Source organism: Ramlibacter sp., from assembly GCF_029866045.1.
Taxonomy (GTDB): domain Bacteria; phylum Pseudomonadota; class Gammaproteobacteria; order Burkholderiales; family Burkholderiaceae_C; genus Ramlibacter.
Genome location: NZ_JARXAB010000146.1, coordinates 21632 through 42271, shown reverse-complemented (window position 1 = coordinate 42271; position 20640 = coordinate 21632). Strand labels below are relative to the sequence as shown.

Here is a 20640-nt window from a genome sequence, read left to right as displayed (position 1 = left end):
GCCAAGGGACGCGGCCCGCGCAGCGCCTGCACCAGGGGCCAGCATTCCATCACCGTGCCGCTGAGGCCATGCACCAACACCAGCGGCCGCCCCTGGCCAGCCCGGAGGTCGACCCAGAGTGGATGAACCGGATGCACCGGGTGGCCTAGAGGGACCGCGCTGTCAACACCCGCCGGGGCTTGCAGCGCCAGCGCCGCCAACTGGCGCGGCGTGGGCGCGTGCAGCAGGCTGGCCAGCGGCAGGCTGCAGCCGGCCAGCGGGCGCAAGCGGGAGAGCACCATGGCCGCATGCAGCGAGGTACCGCCCAGGTCCATGAAGTGGTCGTCGGGACCGACGGCTGGCAGGTCCAGCACTTCGGCCCACAAGACCTGCAGGCGAGGCAGCAGTTCAAGGGCCGGGTGCGCGTCGTTCGCTGCGCCCAGAGGCTGCGGGTGAGGCCCCACGTCAGGCCTCGGCTCGAACCCCGATTCGAAGGTGGGGTCAAGCCTCGATTCCCGGGCCATGGCCAGGGCCGGGTCGGGCCTTGCCGCTGCGGCAATGAGGGCCAGGCACTCCGGATTGCGCAGGGACAGCAGGTTCGCCGGCGCCTGACCGCACAGCGCCGCTCGCGCTGCCGCCTCGGACGGCTTGCCGTTGTGGGTGACCGGTAGCGCGGGCACCAGCAGCAGGCGGTCTGGCACATGCGCGGGCGACAGCCGCTGGGCGATGGTGCGCCGCAGCCGCGCCAGCAGGGCAAGCTCGCTCCGGGGAGCGGATCCGGTTGCTACTGATGTTGTTGCTGCTGTTGCCGTTGTTGCTCTTGGGGCTATCGCTGCCGCCAACGATGCTGCCGATGATGACGCTGCTCTTGGCGACATTGCCGTTGATGGAGCCGCTGCTGTTGTCGTTGCGGCCCCCGCCAACACCAGCAAGGCCACCACACGAGGCGGCTCACCGGCCTGCTCCACCACCATCACCTCGGCTACCTCCGGCTCGTCGGCGAGCGCGCGCGCGATCTCTGCCGGCGCCAGCTTGATGCCGCGGATATTGAGCAGACCGTCGCTGCGCCCGTGCAGGCGCACGCCGCCTTCAGGGCCGAACTCGATCAGGTCACCATGCGTCCACACCCCGGGGTGCTCGGCAAAATAGGCAGCGTGAAAGCGCGCGCCATCTGCGTCGCCAAAAAAACCCAGTGGCCGCGAAGGGAAGGGATTGGCGCAGACTAATTGGCCCACCCGGCTCTGTCCACTCGTTGCGCTTGTTGCGTTTGTTGCGGTCGTTACGCGACCTGCGCTCACTCCACTGACCGCGTCCTCCCCCCCGGACAACGGCCGGCCGTCGCGCCAGACCTGCACGTCCAGCCCCAGGCTGCAGCATTGCGCGTGGCCCCGCGGCACCGGCAGGTCGGGATGACCCAGCACAAAGCAGCCCAGAATGTCGGTGCCACCGCTGATCGACTGCAGTGCCTGCGGCCCCACCGCGCGCGCCACCCAATCAAACTGCGCGTCTTGCAAGATGGCGCCCGTGGACAAGATGGCGCGCAAGGCCCCCAGGTCGAATTCGCGCGCCGGCTCCAGCCCGCAGGACTGCCCCAGCCGCAGGTAGGCCGGGCTGGTGCCAAAAACCTGTACCCGCTCACGCGCCACCAGCGACCACAGCGTCTCTGCACCGTCCACTGGCCCGTCGTAAAGGACCAGGGTCACACCGCTGGCCAGGGCTGCCAACTGCCACTGCCACATCATCCAGCTGCAGCTGGTGTGGAAGTACATGCGCTCGCCAGACCGCAGGTTGCAGTGCAGCCGGTGTTCTTTCAGGTGCTCGAGCAGCGTACCGCCCGCCCCGTGCACGATGGCCTTGGGCCGACCGGTGGTGCCCGAAGAAAAGAGGATGAACAGCGGATGGTTGAAGGGTTGAAGCGGCCAGTCGAAGCGCGCCAGCTGGCCGGTGGCAGCCAGGGCCTCGAGCGTCCACTCCTGCCAGGGGCCCTGGGGCGACGCACCGTCGACCGCCACCACGGCTTGCAGCGTCGGTAAGCGCCGGGCCAGGGCCGCAACCTTGTCGTCCAGCGGGTCGCCCGCGTCGTGCAGGCGCGGCGCAATATGGGCCAGCAGCCAGCGCGGTGCCAGCGGCTCAAAGCGATCGGCCAGGGCTTCGAGCCCCATCTCGGGCGCGGCCACCGACAAGGTGGCACCGACTGCGGCCACCGCCAAGGCCAAGGTTGCCGCCTCGGCGTCGTTGCGCAGCACCGCCACCACCCGGTCGCCGGGGGCCAGGCCCTGGGTGGTAAAGGCATCGGCCAGGCGGGCTACCCGATCGCGCAGCGCACCACGCGACCAGGTCTCGCGGCTGCCGTTGCCATGGCAGGCCACTAGCGCGGGTTGCGCTGCCTCGGCCACAGAGAGGTCCAGCAGCCGATCGGCCCAGTTCAGGCGCAGGTTGGGGAAGAAGCTCGTCTGCTCGATGCCTTTGCCTAGGTAGGTGGGCTGGGTGTCGCCCTCGACCCCGGGCCTGCCCGGTTGCAGGTCACACCAACCGAGGAAAAAGCGCCAAAAGGCCGGCCACTCGCGCACGGCCCAGGCCTGAAGGGCGGGGGGCGCAGTCAGGTCCTGGCCGCTGGCGGCGGACAGGGCGACGGCAAAAGTGGCGATCTGAGAGGGTATCTGAGAGGGTGATGGGGTGGACATGAGCGGCAGGACTCCCTGCCAGCCAGTTTGCCGGCCGGTGCCTCGCCGCAGCGCGCGCCCGGCCCATGCGCGCGGGCTTCGTCCGGGCTGGCGCGAAAGGGCCGGGGGAGGCTGGCGATATAATCGCGACCGGAAAGCCGGTGTAGCTCAGTCGGTAGAGCAGCTCATTCGTAATGAGAAGGTCGGGTGTTCGATTCATCTCTCCGGCACCACATTGAAAGACCTGACTTGATCAGGTCTTTTTTTTGGCCTTGCGGATCTCGGCTTGGGTCCTTGTGACGGGACTTTTTAAGGACTATATTCAGTCCTCCCTAAGGAAGTCCCATGCGCTATTCAACGCAGGTCAAACCCATCAGTTTTCTCAAGGCCCATGCCGCCGAGGTGCTGACCACACTCAGTGAAAAGCGAGAGCCGCTGATCATCACGCAAAACGGCGAGGCCAAGGCGGTACTGCAGGATGTGGCGAGCTTCGAGGCAACACAGGAAACTTTGGCTCTGCTGAAAATGCTGGCACTCGGTAACGAGGAGGTGGCTGCTGGCAGGGTCAAACCTATCGGTGAGGTGATTTCCCGCCTCAAGGCCAAGAAGGCACAGGGCTGATGGCTGGCGGGCACCGGGTCCTCCTCACCCACGGGGCGGAGCAGGACATCGAGGCGATCTATGACTACATCGCCGAGTTTGACGCCCCGGCCAAGGCGCAGTACGTGTTGGAACAGTTGGCGGCCGCGGCTGAAAAGCTGTCTGTCTTGCCAGAACGAGGCAGCTATCCGAAGGAACTGGTGGCGCTGGGGATCAAAGAGTACAGGCAGGTGTTCTTTAAGCCCTATCGCTTGATCTATCGAGTCGCCGGAGACGCCGTCCTGGTCTATGTGATCGCAGATGGGCGGCGTGACATGCAAGCCTTATTGACGCGGCGCTTGTTGGGTGCCTGAGCGTTCAATGCACCACCAACGGCCGCTCTTCCCCCGCAGGCTTCTTGTTCTCCGCCAACCAGTCCGGCCAGTTCTGCGTCGGCCAGCCTGCCCGCCCATAGAGATTACGCAAGATCCCCAGCCACCAGCGCAGGTGCTTGGCGTCAAAGGCCAGCCGGGCCTGCTCCGGCCCGGTGGTGGTGGTCTTGAACTTGAGCAGCCCTCGGCAGACTCCAATTTGCAATCGATTACAATCTCGTTCAAGCACCTCACTACTTGGTGAAGCCTATCCTTTCCGTCGAATCGCCCCCGGCTGGTGAGTACAAGGAGCAATTGCGTGTCCCCGTCGCACCGCCAAGTCTTTTCCCGTGCTGGCTTGGCCCGCCTCATTCAACCGGAGAGCATCGCCATCGTCGGGGCATCGCCGACGGCGTCTTCCTTTGGTGCCCTGACGTTGGCAAACCTTGCCCACTACGCTGGCCGCCTCCATCTGGTGAATTCCAAGTACACCAGCATCGATGATCGCCCCTGCTATCGGTCGATAACAGACCTGCCCGAGTCGCCAGACTGTGTTGTCGTCGCGGTGCCGCGGGAGTCGGTTGAGCCCATCATCCATGAGTGCGTCGCCAGGAAGGTCGGCGGAATCGTGGTCTATGCGTCCGGCTATGCGGAGACGGGCAAGGCAGAACGAGTTGCACAGCAGGCGCGCCTCACCGCGATTGCGCGCGCTTCTGGAATCCCGATCATCGGCCCCAACGTGATGGGTCAGTTCAACTTTGCCAGCGGCGCGTTGGTCAGTTTCGTCAGCACCTTGCGAACACGCATGCTGGGCGCGCGCGGCATCGGCGTGGTGAGCCAGTCGGGGGCTTTGGGCGTGTCCTTGTGTCAGGCGGCCGAAACCGGTGTGTCGATCAGCCATCTGCTGTTGTCCGGGAACTCCTGCGACTTCGATGTGGCTGATGCTATCGCCTACCTCGCGGAGGAGCCAACCTGCCAGGCCATCGCTTGCGTGTTCGAGGGAATGCCGGATCCGCTTCGCCTGCTCGAGGCCGGCGAGCGAGCCAGGGCGTTCAACAAGCCTGTCGTAGTTTACAAAGTGGGCACGGGCGAGTTGGGAGCTGCTGCCGCCATTTCCCACACCGGGTCTTTGGCCGGATCGACTGCGGCTTATCGCGCCCTGTTTACGCGTGCAGGCATGGTCGTGGTGGACAACCTCGAAGACCTGATCGAGACCACCGCATTCTTCGCCAAGCTCCCTGCGCTGACGGCCAAGGGAGTGGCCGTTTTGAGTGCCTCTGGCGGAGCGGGCATCATCGCCGCAGACAAGGCGGAGCTGCATGGCGTGCCGCTGCCCCAGCCGAACGAAGAGGCAAGCAAGACGTTGTTTGCCACCATCCCGGAGTTTGGCTCGCCGCGTAATCCCTGTGACGTGACCGCGCAGATCGTATCGAGACCCGATATGACGCGTATCTGTGCTGACGCGCTGCTCAGCGACCCCGCCTTCGGGACCCTGGTGGTGAATCTAGGCACTGCCACCCAGAATCAGGCTGCTGCGATTGCCTTGTACAGCGCGCTTGCGCGCCAGCATCGCAAGATGATTTGCGTAACATGGAGTACCCAGTGGAGCGACGGACCAGGCAGCCGGGAAGCGACCATGGATCCGAATGTCGCTTTGTTCCGCTCTCATAGCCGGTGTTTCGCCGCCATCGCCGCCTGGCATTGGCGCGAGGATCAAAATCGGGAACAGCCGAAGCAACGAATTCGCCTGTCGCCTCCGGATGCCAGGGAGCGCGCCGCAGCGTTGATCCGCCAATCTCCGAATACGACCCTGACCGAGCGCGAGGCCAAAGCAGCGTTGGCGATCTACGGCGTGCCAGTGACGGACGAGCACTTGGTGCAAGACGCTGACGCGGCGGTCGAGGCGGCTACACGGCTCGGTTATCCGGTGGCGATGAAGGTCGAGTCTCCGGACATTGCTCACAAAACCGAAGCCGGCGTTATCCGCCTCGATTTACGCACCGAGGCCGATGTCCGCGCAGCCTATGAAGTCGTGATGACCCATGCGCTTCAGAACGCACGCAAGGAGCGGATCAACGGCGTGTTGATCCAGCCCATGGCCCCGAAAGGCATCGAGATCATGGTGGGCGGGCGCACGAACGAACAGTTCGGCGCACAGATCGTTGTCGGCCTGGGCGGAGTCATGGTTGAATTGATGAACGACACCGCACTGGAACTAGCACCGGTGACCAGCAGCGAAGCGGGCCGCATGCTGAGCCGTCTCAAAGGCCGCAAGGCACTAGAGGGTTTTCGTGGCATGGCGCCAGTCGATGAACGTTCGCTCACCGATGTCATTGCCCGGATATCGGAGTTCTCAGAAGATCAGCGAGATTTGGTCACCGAGTTCGACGTCAACCCCTTGATCTGTAGCGGCGCACGAGTAGTCGCCGTAGACGCACTGATCGTACGGCGCAGCTGAGCGAGAACACCCAGAGGCGCAGACAATGAGGAACGAACGATGGCCGTCCTGACCGTGGAGCAGCAAATGCTGCGCGATGCAGCCGAGGAATGGGCAATGCGAAGGTCACCCATCCGCGCCTTGCGCAGCCTGCGCGACCAGGGCTCCGAGTTGGGTTTCGAACCGGCGGTCTGGGCTGAAATCGCTGAGATGGGTTGGATCGGTACGATCGTTCCTGAAGAGTATGGCGGTTCGAGCCTAGGATGCCTCGATCTTGCTCTCGTGATCGAAGCGCTCGGACGAACGCTAACGGCGTCGCCGCTAATCGCCTGCGGCCTTGCTGGCGCATCAGCCTTGGTCTTGGGCGGAAGTGCCAGACAGAAACAGACCTGGCTGCCAAGTGTGGCGGACGGGACCGCTATCGTGACGCTTGCCGTTGACGAGACTAGGCACCACGACCCGCTCAGGGTGGAGGCCGAGGTGAAGGATGGCAAGTTGTCTTGCCAGAAGGTCTTCGTGCTTGAAGGCATGGCGGCACACCTTTTCGTGGTTTCCGCCCGATCCGCTGGCACTCTGGAGCTGTTCCTCGTAAATGCCGATGCAGAAGGGGTGTCGCGCCAGAGGCTCTTCCTGGCGGACAGCCGAGGCGCCGCAAATCTGACTTTCAAGGACGTCGCTGTCACCAATGCCGACATGCTAACGGGCGGTACCGAGCTGCTGGACAAGGTCTTGGACAGGGCACGCGCGGGGATTTGCGCTGAAATGCTGGGCTCCGCCCGCCAAGCTTTCGCCATCACACTGGACTACCTGAAAACCCGCGTGCAGTTCGATCAGCCCATTGGCAGCTTCCAGGCCTTGCAGCACAGGGCAGCCAAAATGTTCACTGAACTGGAACTGTCGCAGTCAGCCGTCGAGGCCGCCTGCATGGCGATTGACGCCCAATCATCCGACACTGCAGCGTTGGTCAGCTTGGCAAAGGTCAAGGTTGGCGATACGTTCCGCTTGGTGAGCAACGAAATGGTTCAGATGCATGGCGGGATCGCGATGACCGACGCTCATGACGCAGGGTTTTTTTTGAAGCGAGCCCGTGCTGCGGAAGCAGTTTTCGGCAATCAGGCGTTTCATAGGGATCGGTATGCCAGATTGCAGGGGTATTGATCCGAAGGGGATTCCACTACCAGCGCAGGGTGGTCGGATCGAACATCTAGGCCTGCGGTTCAGACCGCCCTTTTTCAACCGGAGCGAGGCTCTCGTTTCCATGACTGGGAGTCATCGCGATGAAATATGAACAGATTCTGGTTGAGCGCCAAGGGCCGGTTCAGCTGGTCACCCTGCACCGGCCAGAGCGGATGAATGCCTGGACCTTTCGCATGGCCCATGAACTGCTACATAGTTTCGCTGAGGCGGATGCGAACGATGCGGTTCGGGCCGTCGTCGTCACCGGGCATGGAAATGCCTTTTGCGCTGGCGCCGATCTGGGTGGCGGATCAGATACCTTCTCGGGACGTGGTGGAGCAACCGGCAACGACGACGACCGGCGCAGCACACGAGAGGCGATCCAGGCCCGCCAAACCAAGACCCCCATCATCGCTGCGATCAATGGCGCAGCTGTTGGGGCTGGGCTGACTCAGACCATGGCCTGGGACCTGCGCGTCGCGGCAGAGGACGCGAAGTTGGGCTTCGTCTTCAATCGTCGGGGGGTCATGCCAGATGCAGACCTCCTGTGGACGATTCCCCGCATGATCGGCTACGGCCCCGCGATGGACCTGCTTTTGACGGGGCGCATCTTCCTGGGTGCCGAGGGCAAGGAACTTGGGCTCATAAACCGATCCGTGCCTCGCGCCGACGTCCTGAGCACCGCGATGGCGCTGGCAAACGACATCGCTGAAAACACTGCCCCAGTCTCAGTCGCGATCACCAAGCGGCTGATGTACGACTTTCTGAACCGGGATTGGCAACAAGCCGATCAGCTTCAACGTGAGGTATTTGCCTGGACAGGCCAGCAACCCGATGCCCGCGAGGGCGTGTCGGCGTTCCTGGAGCGCAGGCCGCCAAAGTGGACCATGTCCAAGTCCAAGGACTCGCCGTCCGTGCTCCAAGTACCACCGCGCCACAGGTAGAACCATGAATCCCGAAGAAGATACCGACACCGGGGCGTTTCGTCTGGAAGTGCGGGATTGGCTCGCGGAGAACTTCCCGACCAGCCTCGCAGACAACCCCGCTCGGCAAGCCGTCGATATCTTCGGGCCCGACAATTGCAATCCTGATTTCCTCTTGTGGAAGGTCAGGTTAGGTGCCAAGGGGTGGACGGTCCCCCGTTGGCCCCAGCGCTACGGCGGTGGCGGGCTATCCGAAGCACAGGTAGAGGTACTGACTCACGAGATGGGGCGAATCGGCGCGACCAACCCGGTACAAGGGATGAGCGTGAACCTTCTGGGTCCGACACTACTGGAATTTGGAAGCGAAGAGCAGAAGCTGCAGCATCTGCCGCCCGTGGCCCGCGGCGAAGTTCGATGGTGCCAAGGCTATTCCGAACCCGGCGCGGGGTCTGATCTTGCCTCACTGCAGTGCCTCGCCGAGGATCGGGGCGATAGTTTCCTGATCAACGGCCAAAAGGTCTGGACAAGCGGCGCGCACTTTGCGCACTGGTGTTTCTGCTTGGTCCGCACCGACCGGACGCGCAAGCAGGGTGGAATCAGCTTCGTTCTGATCGACATGCGCTCGCCGGGTGTAGAAGCCCAGCCAATCAAGTTGATCTATGGCGGCTCGACGTTTTGCGAGGTATTTTTCAAGGATGTGGTCGTTCCCAAGGCCAACCTTGTCGGTCAACTCAATGGCGGATGGGCAATAGCAAAGCGCTTGCTGCAGTTCGAGCGGAGCGGGATCGGCGACACCCGTCGCGCACGGAGCGTCCGGAGGCTGGCAGACGTCGTGCGGGAGTACGGCGCCTTTGACTCAGATGGCAGGCTGGCAGACGCCGATCTACGAGCCCGCCTAGCCGCACACGAGATAGATGCACGGGCCGTCGCGCTCACAAACCAAAGAATCGCGCTCGAAAACCGGGCTGGCCTTGACGCTGGCGCGGCAACGTCAATCCTCAAAAATGCGACCATCGCTGCAGATCAGACCCGCATGGAGCTCATTATCGAATTGCTCGGGCATGATGGCCTGGGCTGGGACGGCGATGCCTATCCCCAGGAAGCCCTCGAATCGGTGAGGCTCTGGCTTCGGGGGAAGTCAGGGTCAATATACGGGGGCACTCACGAGATCCAGAACAACATCATTTCCAAGCGGATACTTGGACTGCCAGACGCGAAGCCGTAGCGCTGATCGCTGCGGTTATGTGTTGTCACAGACCAAGGCGCCCAAGTGAACCATGCACATGGAAGCCAGGTGGGCCCTGCTGACAACCGGTGGATTAGCCGACTTCGCTCACCTCAGGCTGATACGGCCTGCAAGGGGGCGGCGCAAGAGTCGTTCCAGGACCTGATAGACGCCAAGCTTGCCGCTGGCTAGTTCATTCCGGCTTGATGCCGACTGCGTCGAGCAGCTGCTTGGTGATCACGCGCCGCTTATCCAGGTACATCTTCGTCTCATCCGGCCCGGATCTGAGCGGGACTGAACCTCGTTCGACAAGATATTTAACGACATCAGGGTCCTTGTGCGCCTGGGCTGCCGCCGCTGCGAGCTTGTCGATCACCGGCTTGGGTGTCTCGGCCGGCACTGCCAGCAAGGCAAACGGCCCCAGCACCACGCCGGGGTAACCCTGCTCGGAGAAGGTAGGCACATTTGGCATGCCAGCCAGACGAGCGGAGGAAGCCACCGCGATGGCGACGGCCCTCCCATTGGCCTCCAAGGGTTTGAATCCAGACTGATAGTCGACCATGACATCGATCTGGCCGCCAAGGAAGTCCTGGTAACCCTGCGGCCCGCCCTTGTACGGCACCTGGGTCATCGTCACTTTGGCCTCTTTCTCGAGGAGTTCCATCAGCACATGCAGTAACGACCCCTGCCCCAAGGTGAAGTAATTGACCTTTCCGGGGTTCTTTCGCGCGAAGTCGATCAACTGGGGAAGCGTCTTGTAGGGTGCATCGCTACGGACCGCGATCATGAGCGGTGACTCGGACAATCCATGCACAGGCGCGAACGCTTTTTCCGGCAGATAAAGCGGGCTCTTGGTCACGAATGGGTAGGAGACCATTGCGGTGTCAGATCCATAAAACATCGTGTAGCCATCTGGCTTCGCGTTGGCGACAAAGCTTCCGCCAACAATCCCGCCGGCGCCAGGCTTGTTGTCGATCACCACGGGCTTACCCAGGGTGGAGGACATTGACTTACCAAAGACGCGGGCCGCCTGATCAGCAATGCCGCCGGCTGGCCAAGGAACGACGAGTGTGATCGGTCGGTTAGGGAAATCCTGTGCCGAGACCGGACCGGAGAGCGCAAGTGCGACTGCAAGCGATACCAGCGATGCCATCGAAAAAAACTTCATAAGGTCTCCGTGTATCAGTCTAGAACTGCAAATAGTGGTGAACAAAAGGAACAAGCTCGGGGCGATCTGGTCGACCGCAGAGCGCATATGGCCTTGCGATCCGATCCGTATTCCTGAGGTTTTGGATGGTCAAAGAATCATGAATTGGAGGTTCTGTCTGGGATCAAGAGGCCGAGACTCAGGCAGTTGTCCGCCCGAATCTACCTAGTGAAGCGAATGTAAACGATTGCATGTTTTTTTAAAATTTTTGCAAATCGAATCTACCTAGTCAACTGAGAACTGATTTTGAAAAGGGGTTTTTGGGGGGCAACCTGTTTAGGTGGGCGTTGCTTCAGTGCAGCAATCGCTTACATTTCTGCGAATGGAAATCCACAAAGTCGGGTTACCGACGATTGAAGACGTTGCCAGCGATGCAGGGGTCTCGACAGCCACCGTCTCGCGTGTGTTGAATCGGCCGGATGCGGTAAGGGAGGTGCTGCGTGGGCGCGTGCTCGAAGCCGTGATGCGCTTGGGTTACGTACCCAATTCAGGAGCCAGAGCGCTAAAGCTGCAACGAAGCGGCACAGTCGGTGCAGTGTTTCCAACAATCGATAGCGCGATCTTTGCAAAGGCTATCGACGCACTTCAACAGCGACTCGCCGACTCCGGTCGGCAGTTGCTGATTGCGACGAGTAATTACGACCCGCAGGTTGAAATGCGCCAAGCGATCCATCTGGCCCGAAGTGGCGCGGATGCCTTGGCTCTCTGCGGTAACAGACAGAGTCCGGAGTTGCTACAGTTCCTGCGCCAAAGGAAGCTGAAGACAGTGCACACGATGACGATCAGCCCAGAGCCGGATCGGGTCTGCGTTGGCTACGACAACGCTTCTGCCATTGGGAAGGCTGTGCGTTACCTGTTGGATCTCGGACACCGTCGTTTCGGGATGCTGGCTGGCGTCACCGTTCATAACGACCGTGCAGCGGACCGGGTTGGCGGTGTGCGCCAGGCACTGGCGCTGGCAGGCCTGCAGCTAGATCCACGATGTGTGATCGAGATGCCCTATTCCCTGGAGCGAGCGCGTGAAGGCTTTCGCAGGCTGATGCAAGCTCCCGAGCGACCGACAGCCGTGCTGTGCGCGATCGATGTGCTGGCTATTGGCGCCCTGCTGGAAGCCGCGACGATGGGAATCGAGGTGCCCGGGCAGGTTTCGGTGACCGGCTTCGATGACCTGGAAATGGCGCGCCATATCCACCCATCCCTTACGACGATGCATGTGCCAACCGAACGGATGTGGCAGATGGTCGCGGACCGGATTATCGCCAGCATTGATCAGGTACCCATGCCGAGGGTTGCCGAGGTCGAAATCGACCTGATCGTTCGGGCGTCCACCGGCCCGGTACCGCCAGCGTGAACCGACCAAACCCGAGGCCCATCGATCTTGTCGATAGACCCGGGAGGTCGAGCGAGGGTAGCAGCGCCTGAACCTTAGGCTCAAAAAGCAAGCCATCCCTCCTGCGCTGCGGAGTCCAGATTGATGACATGCGTTGACACCGGGCGGTGATCTATCCGAGACCGGGATACGCCTCAATGCACCACCAAAGGCCGCTCTTCCCCCGCCGGCTTCTTGTTCTCCGCCAACCAGTCCGGCCAGCTCTGCGTCGGCCACTCCGCACGACCGTAGAGATTGCGAAGAATGCCCAGCCACCAGCGCAGGTGCTTGGCGTCAAAGGCAAGCCGGGCCTGCTCCGGGCCGGTGGCAGAGGTCTTGAACTTCAGCACGCAGCGGGCGGGCGAGAAGTTGAGGTCCACCGTTTGCACCAAATAGGCCGCGACCGTTTCGTTCTCCTTGGGCTTGACCGGCGGCGAGGGCGGCAGTGAGGACATGGCGGTTTTCATCGCCACGCCCTGGGCCACCTCCACCGGCAGCACATCGCCAGACTGCTTTTCCAGCCACTGGGCCAGCGCGCCGATCAGGCGGTTAACCATGCGCTGCGTCATCCACAGCACCAGCACGCCGCCGTCGCCGGTCTCGCCAGATATGCGCAGGCGGTCCTCGGCATCCACATACTCGGTGGTGACGCGCTTGAGCTCGGGCCCTGCGGGCGTGGCAGGCGCAGTGGGCGCTGCCGCGGCGGACGGCGCGGCGGGCGTTTCAGGGGTGTCTGTGCTCATGTCGCGAACTTTCCAGAGGTGGACTGGGGGGCCGATCCGAGTGCTCGGCAGCCTAGCGAAGGATACTCATCTTGAGCTAGGCCTCGCCGCGCCTAGTCTGGCCACACTCCAATACGATGCTGTTCCCTCTGCGCCCATTCTCCGCCAGCCCGACTGCCTTCGCCTGCTGGGCGCTCGCGTGCTAGGCAGCACCGCCCAGCAGATGTGATGGGGGTGGTCTGTATGCGCCGCTTTGCCACACGGGTGCGGCGCGAGCGCTCCACGCACCCTGCCACCTGAGGACGGGTCGCCCTGGGGCGGCCTGAGGGGCGGCCTGAAGGCCGGCCCTCAAGCCCCTGCCAGGATCAGCCCTCGCCCTTGATGCCCAGTTCGTTGATCAGGGCGCGCCAGCGGCGGATCTCGGAGCCGATGTGAGCGCCGAATTCAGCCGGCGTGTTGCCCACCGGCTCGGAGCCGTCTGCGGCCAGGCGCTCGCGTGTAGAGGGCAGCTTGAGGATGCGGGACATCTCGCGGTTCAACTTGTCGACGATGGGCTGGGGCGTGCCCCTGGGCGCCATCACCCCGTACCAGCCGGCCATGTCGAGCTTGACTCCCAACTCGAGCATGGTGGGAATTTCGGGCAGGGCGTTGGCGCGACGTGTGGTGGTGACGGCCAGCGGGCGCAGCTTGCCCGAGTTGATGTGCGTGTGCGACTGCAGGATGGTCGAAAAGAGCATGCTGATCTGGCCGCTGATCACATCAGCCATGGCCGGTGCGCCGCCCTTGTAGGGAATGTGCATCAGCTTGGTGCCGGTGACCGAACCAAATAGCGCACCGGCCAAGTGGCTAAAGCCACCGATGCCCGAGGAGCCGTAGGTCAGCGTGTCGGGCTTTTGGCGCGCGAGGTTGATCAGGTCCTGCAGGTTCTTCACTGGCAGGGCCGGGTTAACCACCAGGCAATAGGGCTGCGTCGTGGCCTGGGTGATGGGGATGACGTCCTTCTCGAGGTCATAGGGGTGGCGCGACTGCAGGGTCACGTTGACCGAGTGGCTCGAGGAGATCATGGTCAGCATGTAGCCGTCGGCCGGCGACTTGGCCACGGCCTCAACCGCGATGGTGCCGTTGGCACCGGCCTTGTTGTCCACCACCACCGGCTGGCCCCACGACTCGTTCAGGCGCTGGGCCAGCGTGCGAGCGGTGAGGTCCACCCCGCCGCCGGGCGCGAAGGGGCAAATCAGCTTGATCGGCCGGTTCGGGTAGTCCGCCGCCGGATCGCGCTGGGCCCAGGCGGGCAAGGCAATCGCCGAGGCTGCGCCTTGAATGAAGGTTCTGCGTACAAGGGTCATGGTGGTACTTGTCTCCGTTTTGATTAAGTATGCCGTGGTATCCCATCAGCTTGCAAGGGGGGTAGGCACCCGCGGGAAGGCCGGCTGGGACTCCAGCGCAGACAGGCGCTGATGCAGGGCATCGGCGGCCGGGCGGCCCAGCGACTGGCACAGCGAGAGAAAGCGCGCGCGCTCGTCCTCGGGGCCGATCGGGTCTTGGGGCATGCCGCGGAAAGCCCCCGCCTCACGCGCAAAGCGCCGGCCATCACGCAGCGTTACTTCCAGGCGGGCGCTCCAGGCGGTGGGCAGGTCGGTGGCCGGGCGTAGCACGATGGCCTGGCAGGTCTGGGCTATTGCCGGGTCGGCCAGCGCCGCGTCGTCGAACACGCGGGGGTCAGATGGATCCCGGTGCAGGGCCAGGGCCAGGCAAAAGGGCACGCTGTACTGAGCCTGCATCACGTCTTTGGGCGCGCGGATGTCGTGATGGCTGCAGACCTTGGGCGCGCAGTCGAGAGCCATTTCCCTCACGTCCGCAGCGCTGAACCCTTCCTGCGCCATCAGCGCGCGCAGCGCCTGAACCGGCGCTTGCGCGGTGACGTGGCAGGCATAGCGCTTCATGCAAATGCGCAAGGTCTCCCACTGCGCCCCCAGCCCCTGCGTGAGCAGGGCCGCATCACCCTCGCGGGCATACACCTCCAGAAAGCCAAAGCGCCCTTCGAGGATGGTGCTGGGCCCATGAAAACCCGATTGCCCCAGGCGGGCGGCGACGATACCGGCCTCGCAGGCACGCCCCATGTGCAGGCGCTTGACCGCAGCCCCGCCATCGGCCTTGCTGAAAGCCAGCAACCCCGCCGACATGGAGCCGGCTGCGCCGAGTGCACCCGCCAGGTCGTGCGCGGACAGGCCATAGACCACACCGGCAGCGACGGTAGCGCCGTAGACACCGGTCAAACCCGGTGCATGAAAGCCCAGCTTCTCGCTGGTGTGGTGAGTGGCCGCGCCAATGCGAAACAACACCTCGCAGCCCGCGACAAAGGCCAGCAGCGCGGTCGCGCCGTCGGCTCCGGTCTCCTGGCAGGCGGCGGCCAGGGCTGGCACCAGGGCCGCGCCCGGGTGCACGCCGGCGCCGGGAAAGCGCAGGCTGTCTTGCTCGAAGGCATGGACCGCAGAGGCATTGGCCAGGGCCGCCTGCGGTGCGTGAACAGTGGCGCCAGGGCTGCCGAAGATGTCGCAGCTGCCGCCCGTGCCGTAGCGGCGGCCCAGATCCGCCACCTGCTGGCTCCAGGCAAAGCCTGCGCCGTAGACCGCACAGGCCACCGCGTCGGCGATGCAGGCGCGGGCCCTTTCCTTCACTGGCTCGGGGATGTCCTCCAGCCGAAGCCCGGTGGCAAAGCGCGCCAGTTCTTGCGCCGCAGTGGTCATGGGTGATCTCTCCTGATCCTGGTGAATCGGCCGGGGGGCGTGCCACAATCGCGCCCGTGACCAAGCCACGCAAACCGAACGTCTCGCTGGGGGATGCCGCCTACCAGGCGATCCGCGACGCGATCACCAGCAACAAGATGAAGCCGGGCGACCGCGTGTCCGAGTACATGGTTGCCGACTGGCTGGAGATCAGCCGCACGCCTGCGCGTGAAGGATTGCGCCGCCTTGAGGGCGAAGGCCTGCTCACCTCCCACCCCAAGCGCGGACTGGTGGTCGCCGACTTCGACGAGGCCGCGATTCACGAGCTGTATGCGGCGCGCGAGCTGCTTGAAAGCATGGTGGCCGGCATGGCGGCACGCTTTGCCACCGACGCCGAGATCAGCACACTCAAGCACATGCTCGAGCGCGAAGCGGCGCTGGCCGACTCGCCCACGCGCATGTTCGAGCACAACCTCGAATTCCATCGCTTGATCGCCGAGGCCGCGCGCAACCGCTACCTGGTGAAGTTTTTGCAGTCGCTCTCCGACACGCTCTCTGCTCACCGCCGCGTCTCCACCTTGGTCAAGCCGGAGCGCCGCGAGAAGGTGCTGCAAGACCACCGCGACCTGGTGGAAGCCATCGCCCGCCGAGACGAAGCTGGCGCGCGCGAAGCCGCCCTGCGCCACATTCGCGGCGCGCTGGATGCGCGGCTGGCGGTGCAGCGGGCGACGCCAGCGGGCTAAGCGGCTGGCGTCGGACGCGCCGCGTCCGGCCTCTCCGACATCAACGGCCGGAGAGCAGGCGGGCAAGATCGGCAGCATCGGTCTGGTTCTCCATGGCCAGCACCCAGTCACGGATGCGGGTCACCCGCTCGAGCGGCAAGGACTTGACCGCTAGCTTCTCGAACTTCTCGACCACATCCGCCTGCGACGCAAAGTTCTTCTCGTTACCTCGCCCCGCCTCCACCGTGCGCTCCATGCGGGTGCCGTCATTCAATTCGCACACCACCCGCACCTTGTGGCGGGACTTGGAGCCCAAGGCGGTGATCTCGGCGTCGTGCTCAACCTCCACCTTGTCGGCAATGCGCATGCGCTCGGGGTCGGCCACCTTGTCTTCTGTGAACTGGTCGACGAAGCAGTCACCATCGAGCAGCCAGGTGGCCACGCAATAGGGCAGGTTCAGCTGCGCCGAGGTCAAGCCCTGGGGCACGTACTTCCAACCCACATGGTCCATGGTGACCTGCGAGCCGTGCACCACGATGCGCTTCACATCGTTGGCACCGAAGGGCCGCTCTTCCTGCATCAGCCGGATCGCGTCGAGCGTGGTGTGGTTGCTGCCGACGCAGGAGTAGAACTTGAGCGCAATGCCCATGGTCTGCCAGACCTCGCCGAGACCGGCGGTGAGTTCGGCCAGGTTGAACCGGTCCTGCGAGCGCGAAAGGGTGGTGCAAAAGCCACCGTACTCGCTTTCGAGCACGTTGACGATGCCGGTAAAGCCCTGGTCGGCCAGCAGCGCGCCATACAGGCCGCTTTGCGAGGCGCGGCCCGCGTGCATGCGTTTGACCATGGCGCCGTACTGGGCGGCCATCAGCCCGCTAGACTGTGTGCCGGCAATGCCCAGGGCATGCACCGTGCGTTCGGCATCGAGCTTGAGGCCACGCGCTGCGCCCGCCGCCGCCGAGAACACACCCAGCGTTGCGCCCGAGTGCCAGCCTTGGGCAATGTGTTCCTGGCCCATGCAGATGCCCACACGCGGCCCGATCTCATAGCCCGCCACCGCAGAAGCGAGGAACTCGCGCCCGTTCATACCGGGGCGCATTTCGGCCACCGACAGCAGCGCCGGCAGCACCACCGCGCCCACGTGCATCACACCCTGGCGGTGCACGTCGTCGAGCTCAAAGCCCTGAACCTGGGTGCCGTTGATCAGGGCCGCATGCGGCGCAGAAAGGCGCAGCGGCGTGCCCCAGATGCTCGAGCCGCCGTCGCCCATGCCGCCGCCCTCCAGGCCCGAGAGCGTTTGCTGGAGGATGCGGGTCCAGGGCAGGTCTGCTCCGTAAAGCGCGCAGCCCAGCGAATCAAGAATCAGAAGCTTGATGCGCGTGCGCACCGCTTCGGGCACTGCCTCGTACTGCAAACCCGAGACAAAGCGGGCAATGCCGCCGGTGTAGGGGTTGTGGTGAATGTCCGCGCCTGCGTGGGAGGTCGATTGCGCCATAGGGGTGTCGCTGGTGAAAAAGCGGTGGGCGGCCGTGGATAGCCGGGAATGGAATGCTGATAGTATACCGTGGCATACCTAATGGATTTTTCACTTCTTCCCATGCAACACGACATGCCCACAGAGACCGGCTTCGCACGTGCCCTGGCCGAACGCAGCGCTCATTTGCAATGGGACGACTTGCCTCCTGAGGCGGTGCACTGGGCCAAGGTCGGCTTGATCGACACCCTGGGCGTGACACTGGCGGGCAGCCGCGAAGACGCGCCCCGCCTGGCCGCCCGCGGTCTGGATTTGGTGGGCGGCCCGGCGCTGGTGCTCGGGAGCGCGCAGCGCGTGGGCCCGCTCGACGCGGCCCTGATCAACGGCACGGCGGCGCATGCACTGGACTTCGACGACTGCAACAACACCCTGGGCGGTCACCCTTCGGTACCGGTGCTGCCCGCGCTGATGGCGCTGGCCGACGAGCGCGATGCGCAGGGCCAGGCCCCCACCAGCGGCCGCGACTTTTTGCTGGCCTATATCGTCGGCTTCGAGGTCGAGACCAAGATCGGCTTGGCGGTCAACTTTCACCACTACCAAAAAGGGTGGCACCCAACCTCCACTTTGGGGACCTTCGGCGCAGCCGCGGCCTGTGCCCGCCTGATGGGGCTGGACAGCGAGCGCACCGCCGTGGCTCTGGCTTTGGCAGCGTCTTTTGCCAGCGGCATCAAGGCCAATTTCGGCACCATGACCAAGCCGTTGCACGTGGGTCACTGCGCGCGCAACGGCCTGTTTGCCGCGCGGCTCGCGCAGCAAGGCTTCACTGCCAACGCCGCCAGCGTGTTTGAGCACGAGCAGGGCTTCCTGGACGTGTTCAACGGCCCCGGCACCTATGACACCGCCCGCGCCCTAGACGCCTGGGCCGCGCCCCTGGACATCGTGCGCCCCGGCATTGCCATCAAGCAGTACCCCTGCTGCGGCAGCACCCACCCGGCCATCGACTGCTTGCTGGCGCTCGTGCGCGAGCACCATTACAACCCCGCGCAGGTGGCCCGCGTGCAGGCCTGGGTGCATCCGCGCCGCCTCAAGCACACCAACCGGCCGCAACCCAAGAGCGCACTCGACGCCAAGTTCAGCCTGCAGTACGTGCTGGCACGCGGCTTGGTTGACGGCTGCGTGTCGCTTGAGCACTTCGAAGGCCAGGCGTATGAAGACCCGCGCGTGCAAGCCCTCATGCCGCGCGTTGAAGTAGCCGGTTATGGCGAAGACCAGTTCCCGGCTGACAACCACTTTGGCGGTATTGCCCGCGTGACGCTGGCCGACGGCACGGTGCACGAGGCACGGGTGCATCAGCCCTTGGGCCGCACCTCAGACCACCCCCTGCCGCAAGACCTGCTGGAAGAAAAGTTTGCCCTGTGCGCGGCGTCGGTGCTGACCGACGCGGGCGTCAAGGGCGTCGCCGCCGAGGTGGCCCACCTCGAGCAAGCCGCCAATCTGAGCGCGCTCGGCCAGCACCTGGCCCAGCTGCGTCAACCCTGATTTCAATCGTTCAAGGCAAGTAGGAAGTAACACCATGGAAAAAGACATTCACTACGACGTGATCGTGGTCGGTAAGGGCAACGCTGCCCTGTGCGCGGCGCTCGCAGCGCACGACAAGGGCGCGCGTGTCGGCGTGCTCGAAGCGGCCCACCCCGAGGAAAGCGGCGGCAACAGCCGCTTTGCCGGTGGCGTGATGCGCTTTGCCTTTCACAGTGTCGAAGAACTGCGCCAGGTGATCGACATCACCGAGCAGGAAGAGGCCGACGCCGACTGGGGCACCAACACCACCGAAGAATTCTTTGACGACCTGTTTCGTCTCACCCAGCTGCGGACCGACCCGGAACTGTCCGAGGTTCTGGTCACCCAAAGCCTTGACGTGATGACCTGGCTGCGCAGCAAGGGCGTGAAGTTCGTCGCCAACTACGGCCGGCAGTCGGCTGTCGTCAATGGCAGGCGCAAGTTCTTCGGTCGCATGCCCGTGGAGGTGTCGGGCGGTGGCTATGGCCTGGTCGAATTTCTGGACAAGGCGGCGGGCAAGGCCGGCATTGACATTCACTACAGCACCCGTGCGAAGGGCCTGCTGCTCGACGGCGACCGGGTCACCGGTGTGCGCGCCAGCCACGGCGGCCAGGTGGTCAACTTTCACGCCAAGTCGGTGGTGCTGGCCTGCGGCGGCTTTGAGGCCAACCCCGAGATGCGTACCCGCTACCTGGGCCCGGGCTGGGAGCTGGCCAAGGTGCGCGGCACCCGCTTCAACCAGGGTGACGGCCTGAAGATGGCGATGGACATTGGCGCTGGCAGCCACGGCAACTGGTCGGGGGCTCATGCCACCGGCTGGGACCTCAACGCCCCGCCCTATGGCGACCTGAGCGTGGGCGACCAGTTCCAGAAGCACTCCTACATCTTCGGCCTGTTGATCAACGCCGAGGGCAAGCGCTTTGTTGACGAAGGGTGGGACTTCCACTCCTTCACCTACGCCAAGTACGGCGGCGAAGTGCTCAAGCAAACCGGCCAGTTCGCCTGGCAGGTGTTCGACAGCAAGGTGAGCAAGCTGCTACGGTCAGAGTACCGCATCAAGATGATGACCAAGGTCAGTGCGAACACGCTGGAAGAACTGGCTGAAAAGCTCGAAGGCGTGGACGCCAAGGCCTTCCTGGACACCGTGTACGCCTACAACGCGGCGGTGAAGAAGGACGTGGAGTTCAACCACACCATCAAAGACGGCAAGGCCACCGAAGGCATCAGCCCGCCCAAGAGCAACTGGGCACAGGTCCTGGACACCCCGCCCTACGACGCCTACGCCACCACCTGCGGCATCACCTTCACCTTCGGGGGCCTCAGCATCAACCCGGCCAGCGGCCAGGTGCGCGACGTGACCGGCCAGAACATCGAGGGCCTGTACTGCGCCGGCGAGATGGTGGGCGGCTTGTTCTACTTCAGCTACCCCAGCGGCACCGGCCTGGTTTCGGGCGCGGTGTTCGGCCGCCTCGCAGGAGACAATGCAGGCCGTGCCGCAATGAGCTGAGCGCAG

Annotated in this window: 17 protein-coding genes and 1 tRNA gene; 11 read left to right on the top strand and 7 right to left on the bottom strand. The window is 64.0% G+C overall.

The window, feature by feature from the left end; translation table 11 throughout:
* On the bottom strand, positions 1-2663 hold a 2663-nt coding region (locus QE494_RS15085), incomplete at its 3' end, for an AMP-binding protein (protein ID WP_300044456.1).
* A 136-nt stretch (positions 2664-2799) separates the two neighbouring features.
* Between QE494_RS15085 and QE494_RS15080 the strand changes: the two genes are divergently transcribed.
* The 3 genes from QE494_RS15080 (at position 2800) to QE494_RS15070 (ending at position 3595) form a co-directional block, all read left to right on the top strand.
* Positions 2800-2875, top strand: a tRNA-Thr gene (locus QE494_RS15080).
* A gap of 112 nt (positions 2876-2987) precedes the next feature.
* On the top strand, positions 2988-3263 hold the full coding sequence (locus tag QE494_RS15075) for a type II toxin-antitoxin system Phd/YefM family antitoxin (RefSeq protein WP_300044455.1): 276 nt from the start codon (positions 2988-2990) through the stop codon (positions 3261-3263).
* Positions 3263-3595 (top strand): type II toxin-antitoxin system RelE/ParE family toxin, encoded by a 333-nt coding sequence (locus QE494_RS15070; RefSeq protein WP_300044454.1) that lies wholly within the window; start codon positions 3263-3265, stop codon positions 3593-3595. The genes QE494_RS15075 and QE494_RS15070 overlap by 1 nt, the downstream gene beginning before the upstream one ends.
* Positions 3596-3599: 4 nt before the next feature.
* Here QE494_RS15070 and QE494_RS15065 read toward each other — a convergent pair whose 3' ends face one another.
* On the bottom strand, positions 3600-3818 hold the full coding sequence (locus QE494_RS15065; RefSeq protein ID WP_300044453.1) for a hypothetical protein: 219 nt from the start codon (positions 3816-3818) through the stop codon (positions 3600-3602).
* 93 nt (positions 3819-3911) lie between these two features.
* Between QE494_RS15065 and QE494_RS15060 the strand changes: the two genes are divergently transcribed.
* The 4 genes from QE494_RS15060 (at position 3912) to QE494_RS15045 (ending at position 9353) form a co-directional block, all read left to right on the top strand.
* Positions 3912-6050 (top strand): acetate--CoA ligase family protein, encoded by a 2139-nt coding sequence (locus QE494_RS15060; RefSeq protein WP_300044452.1) that lies wholly within the window; start codon positions 3912-3914, stop codon positions 6048-6050.
* Between the two features lie 39 nt (positions 6051-6089).
* On the top strand, positions 6090-7187 hold the full coding sequence (locus tag QE494_RS15055; RefSeq protein WP_300044450.1) for an acyl-CoA dehydrogenase family protein: 1098 nt from the start codon (positions 6090-6092) through the stop codon (positions 7185-7187).
* A gap of 119 nt (positions 7188-7306) precedes the next feature.
* Positions 7307-8149 (top strand): enoyl-CoA hydratase-related protein, encoded by an 843-nt coding sequence (locus tag QE494_RS15050; protein ID WP_300044449.1) that lies wholly within the window; start codon positions 7307-7309, stop codon positions 8147-8149.
* 4 nt (positions 8150-8153) lie between these two features.
* Positions 8154-9353, top strand: a complete 1200-nt coding sequence (locus QE494_RS15045; RefSeq protein WP_300044448.1) for an acyl-CoA dehydrogenase family protein — start codon at positions 8154-8156, stop codon at positions 9351-9353.
* A 193-nt stretch (positions 9354-9546) separates the two neighbouring features.
* Here QE494_RS15045 and QE494_RS15040 read toward each other — a convergent pair whose 3' ends face one another.
* Entirely contained in the window at positions 9547-10521 is a 975-nt protein-coding gene (locus tag QE494_RS15040; protein WP_300044447.1) for a tripartite tricarboxylate transporter substrate binding protein, read from the bottom strand.
* Positions 10522-10882: 361 nt separating this feature from the next.
* On the opposite strand from QE494_RS15040, the gene QE494_RS15035 reads away from it, so the two are divergent.
* On the top strand, positions 10883-11911 hold the full coding sequence (locus QE494_RS15035) for a LacI family DNA-binding transcriptional regulator (protein WP_300044445.1): 1029 nt from the start codon (positions 10883-10885) through the stop codon (positions 11909-11911).
* Positions 11912-12084: 173 nt separating this feature from the next.
* Here QE494_RS15035 and QE494_RS15030 read toward each other — a convergent pair whose 3' ends face one another.
* The 3 genes from QE494_RS15030 to QE494_RS15020 all read right to left on the bottom strand — a co-directional run bounded on the left by QE494_RS15030 (position 12085) and on the right by QE494_RS15020 (position 15398).
* On the bottom strand, positions 12085-12672 hold the full coding sequence (locus tag QE494_RS15030; RefSeq protein WP_300044443.1) for a hypothetical protein: 588 nt from the start codon (positions 12670-12672) through the stop codon (positions 12085-12087).
* Positions 12673-13016: 344 nt separating this feature from the next.
* The gene (locus tag QE494_RS15025; protein ID WP_300044441.1) at positions 13017-13997 is read right to left on the bottom strand and encodes a tripartite tricarboxylate transporter substrate binding protein; all 981 of its coding nucleotides are present in this window, start codon (positions 13995-13997) and stop codon (positions 13017-13019) included.
* Between the two features lie 45 nt (positions 13998-14042).
* Positions 14043-15398, bottom strand: a complete 1356-nt coding sequence (locus tag QE494_RS15020) for an MmgE/PrpD family protein (RefSeq protein WP_300044439.1) — start codon at positions 15396-15398, stop codon at positions 14043-14045.
* A gap of 56 nt (positions 15399-15454) precedes the next feature.
* On the opposite strand from QE494_RS15020, the gene QE494_RS15015 reads away from it, so the two are divergent.
* Positions 15455-16120, top strand: a complete 666-nt coding sequence (locus QE494_RS15015) for a GntR family transcriptional regulator (protein ID WP_300044437.1) — start codon at positions 15455-15457, stop codon at positions 16118-16120.
* Positions 16121-16160: 40 nt separating this feature from the next.
* On the opposite strand, the gene QE494_RS15010 is transcribed toward QE494_RS15015, so the two are convergent.
* On the bottom strand, positions 16161-17591 hold the full coding sequence (locus tag QE494_RS15010) for an MmgE/PrpD family protein (protein ID WP_300044435.1): 1431 nt from the start codon (positions 17589-17591) through the stop codon (positions 16161-16163).
* A 102-nt stretch (positions 17592-17693) separates the two neighbouring features.
* Between QE494_RS15010 and QE494_RS15005 the strand changes: the two genes are divergently transcribed.
* The gene (locus QE494_RS15005; RefSeq protein ID WP_300044433.1) at positions 17694-19109 is read left to right on the top strand and encodes an MmgE/PrpD family protein; all 1416 of its coding nucleotides are present in this window, start codon (positions 17694-17696) and stop codon (positions 19107-19109) included.
* A 34-nt stretch (positions 19110-19143) separates the two neighbouring features.
* Positions 19144-20634 (top strand): FAD-dependent tricarballylate dehydrogenase TcuA, encoded by a 1491-nt coding sequence (tcuA, locus tag QE494_RS15000; protein ID WP_300044432.1) that lies wholly within the window; start codon positions 19144-19146, stop codon positions 20632-20634.
* Positions 20635-20640 lie beyond the last annotated feature (6 nt).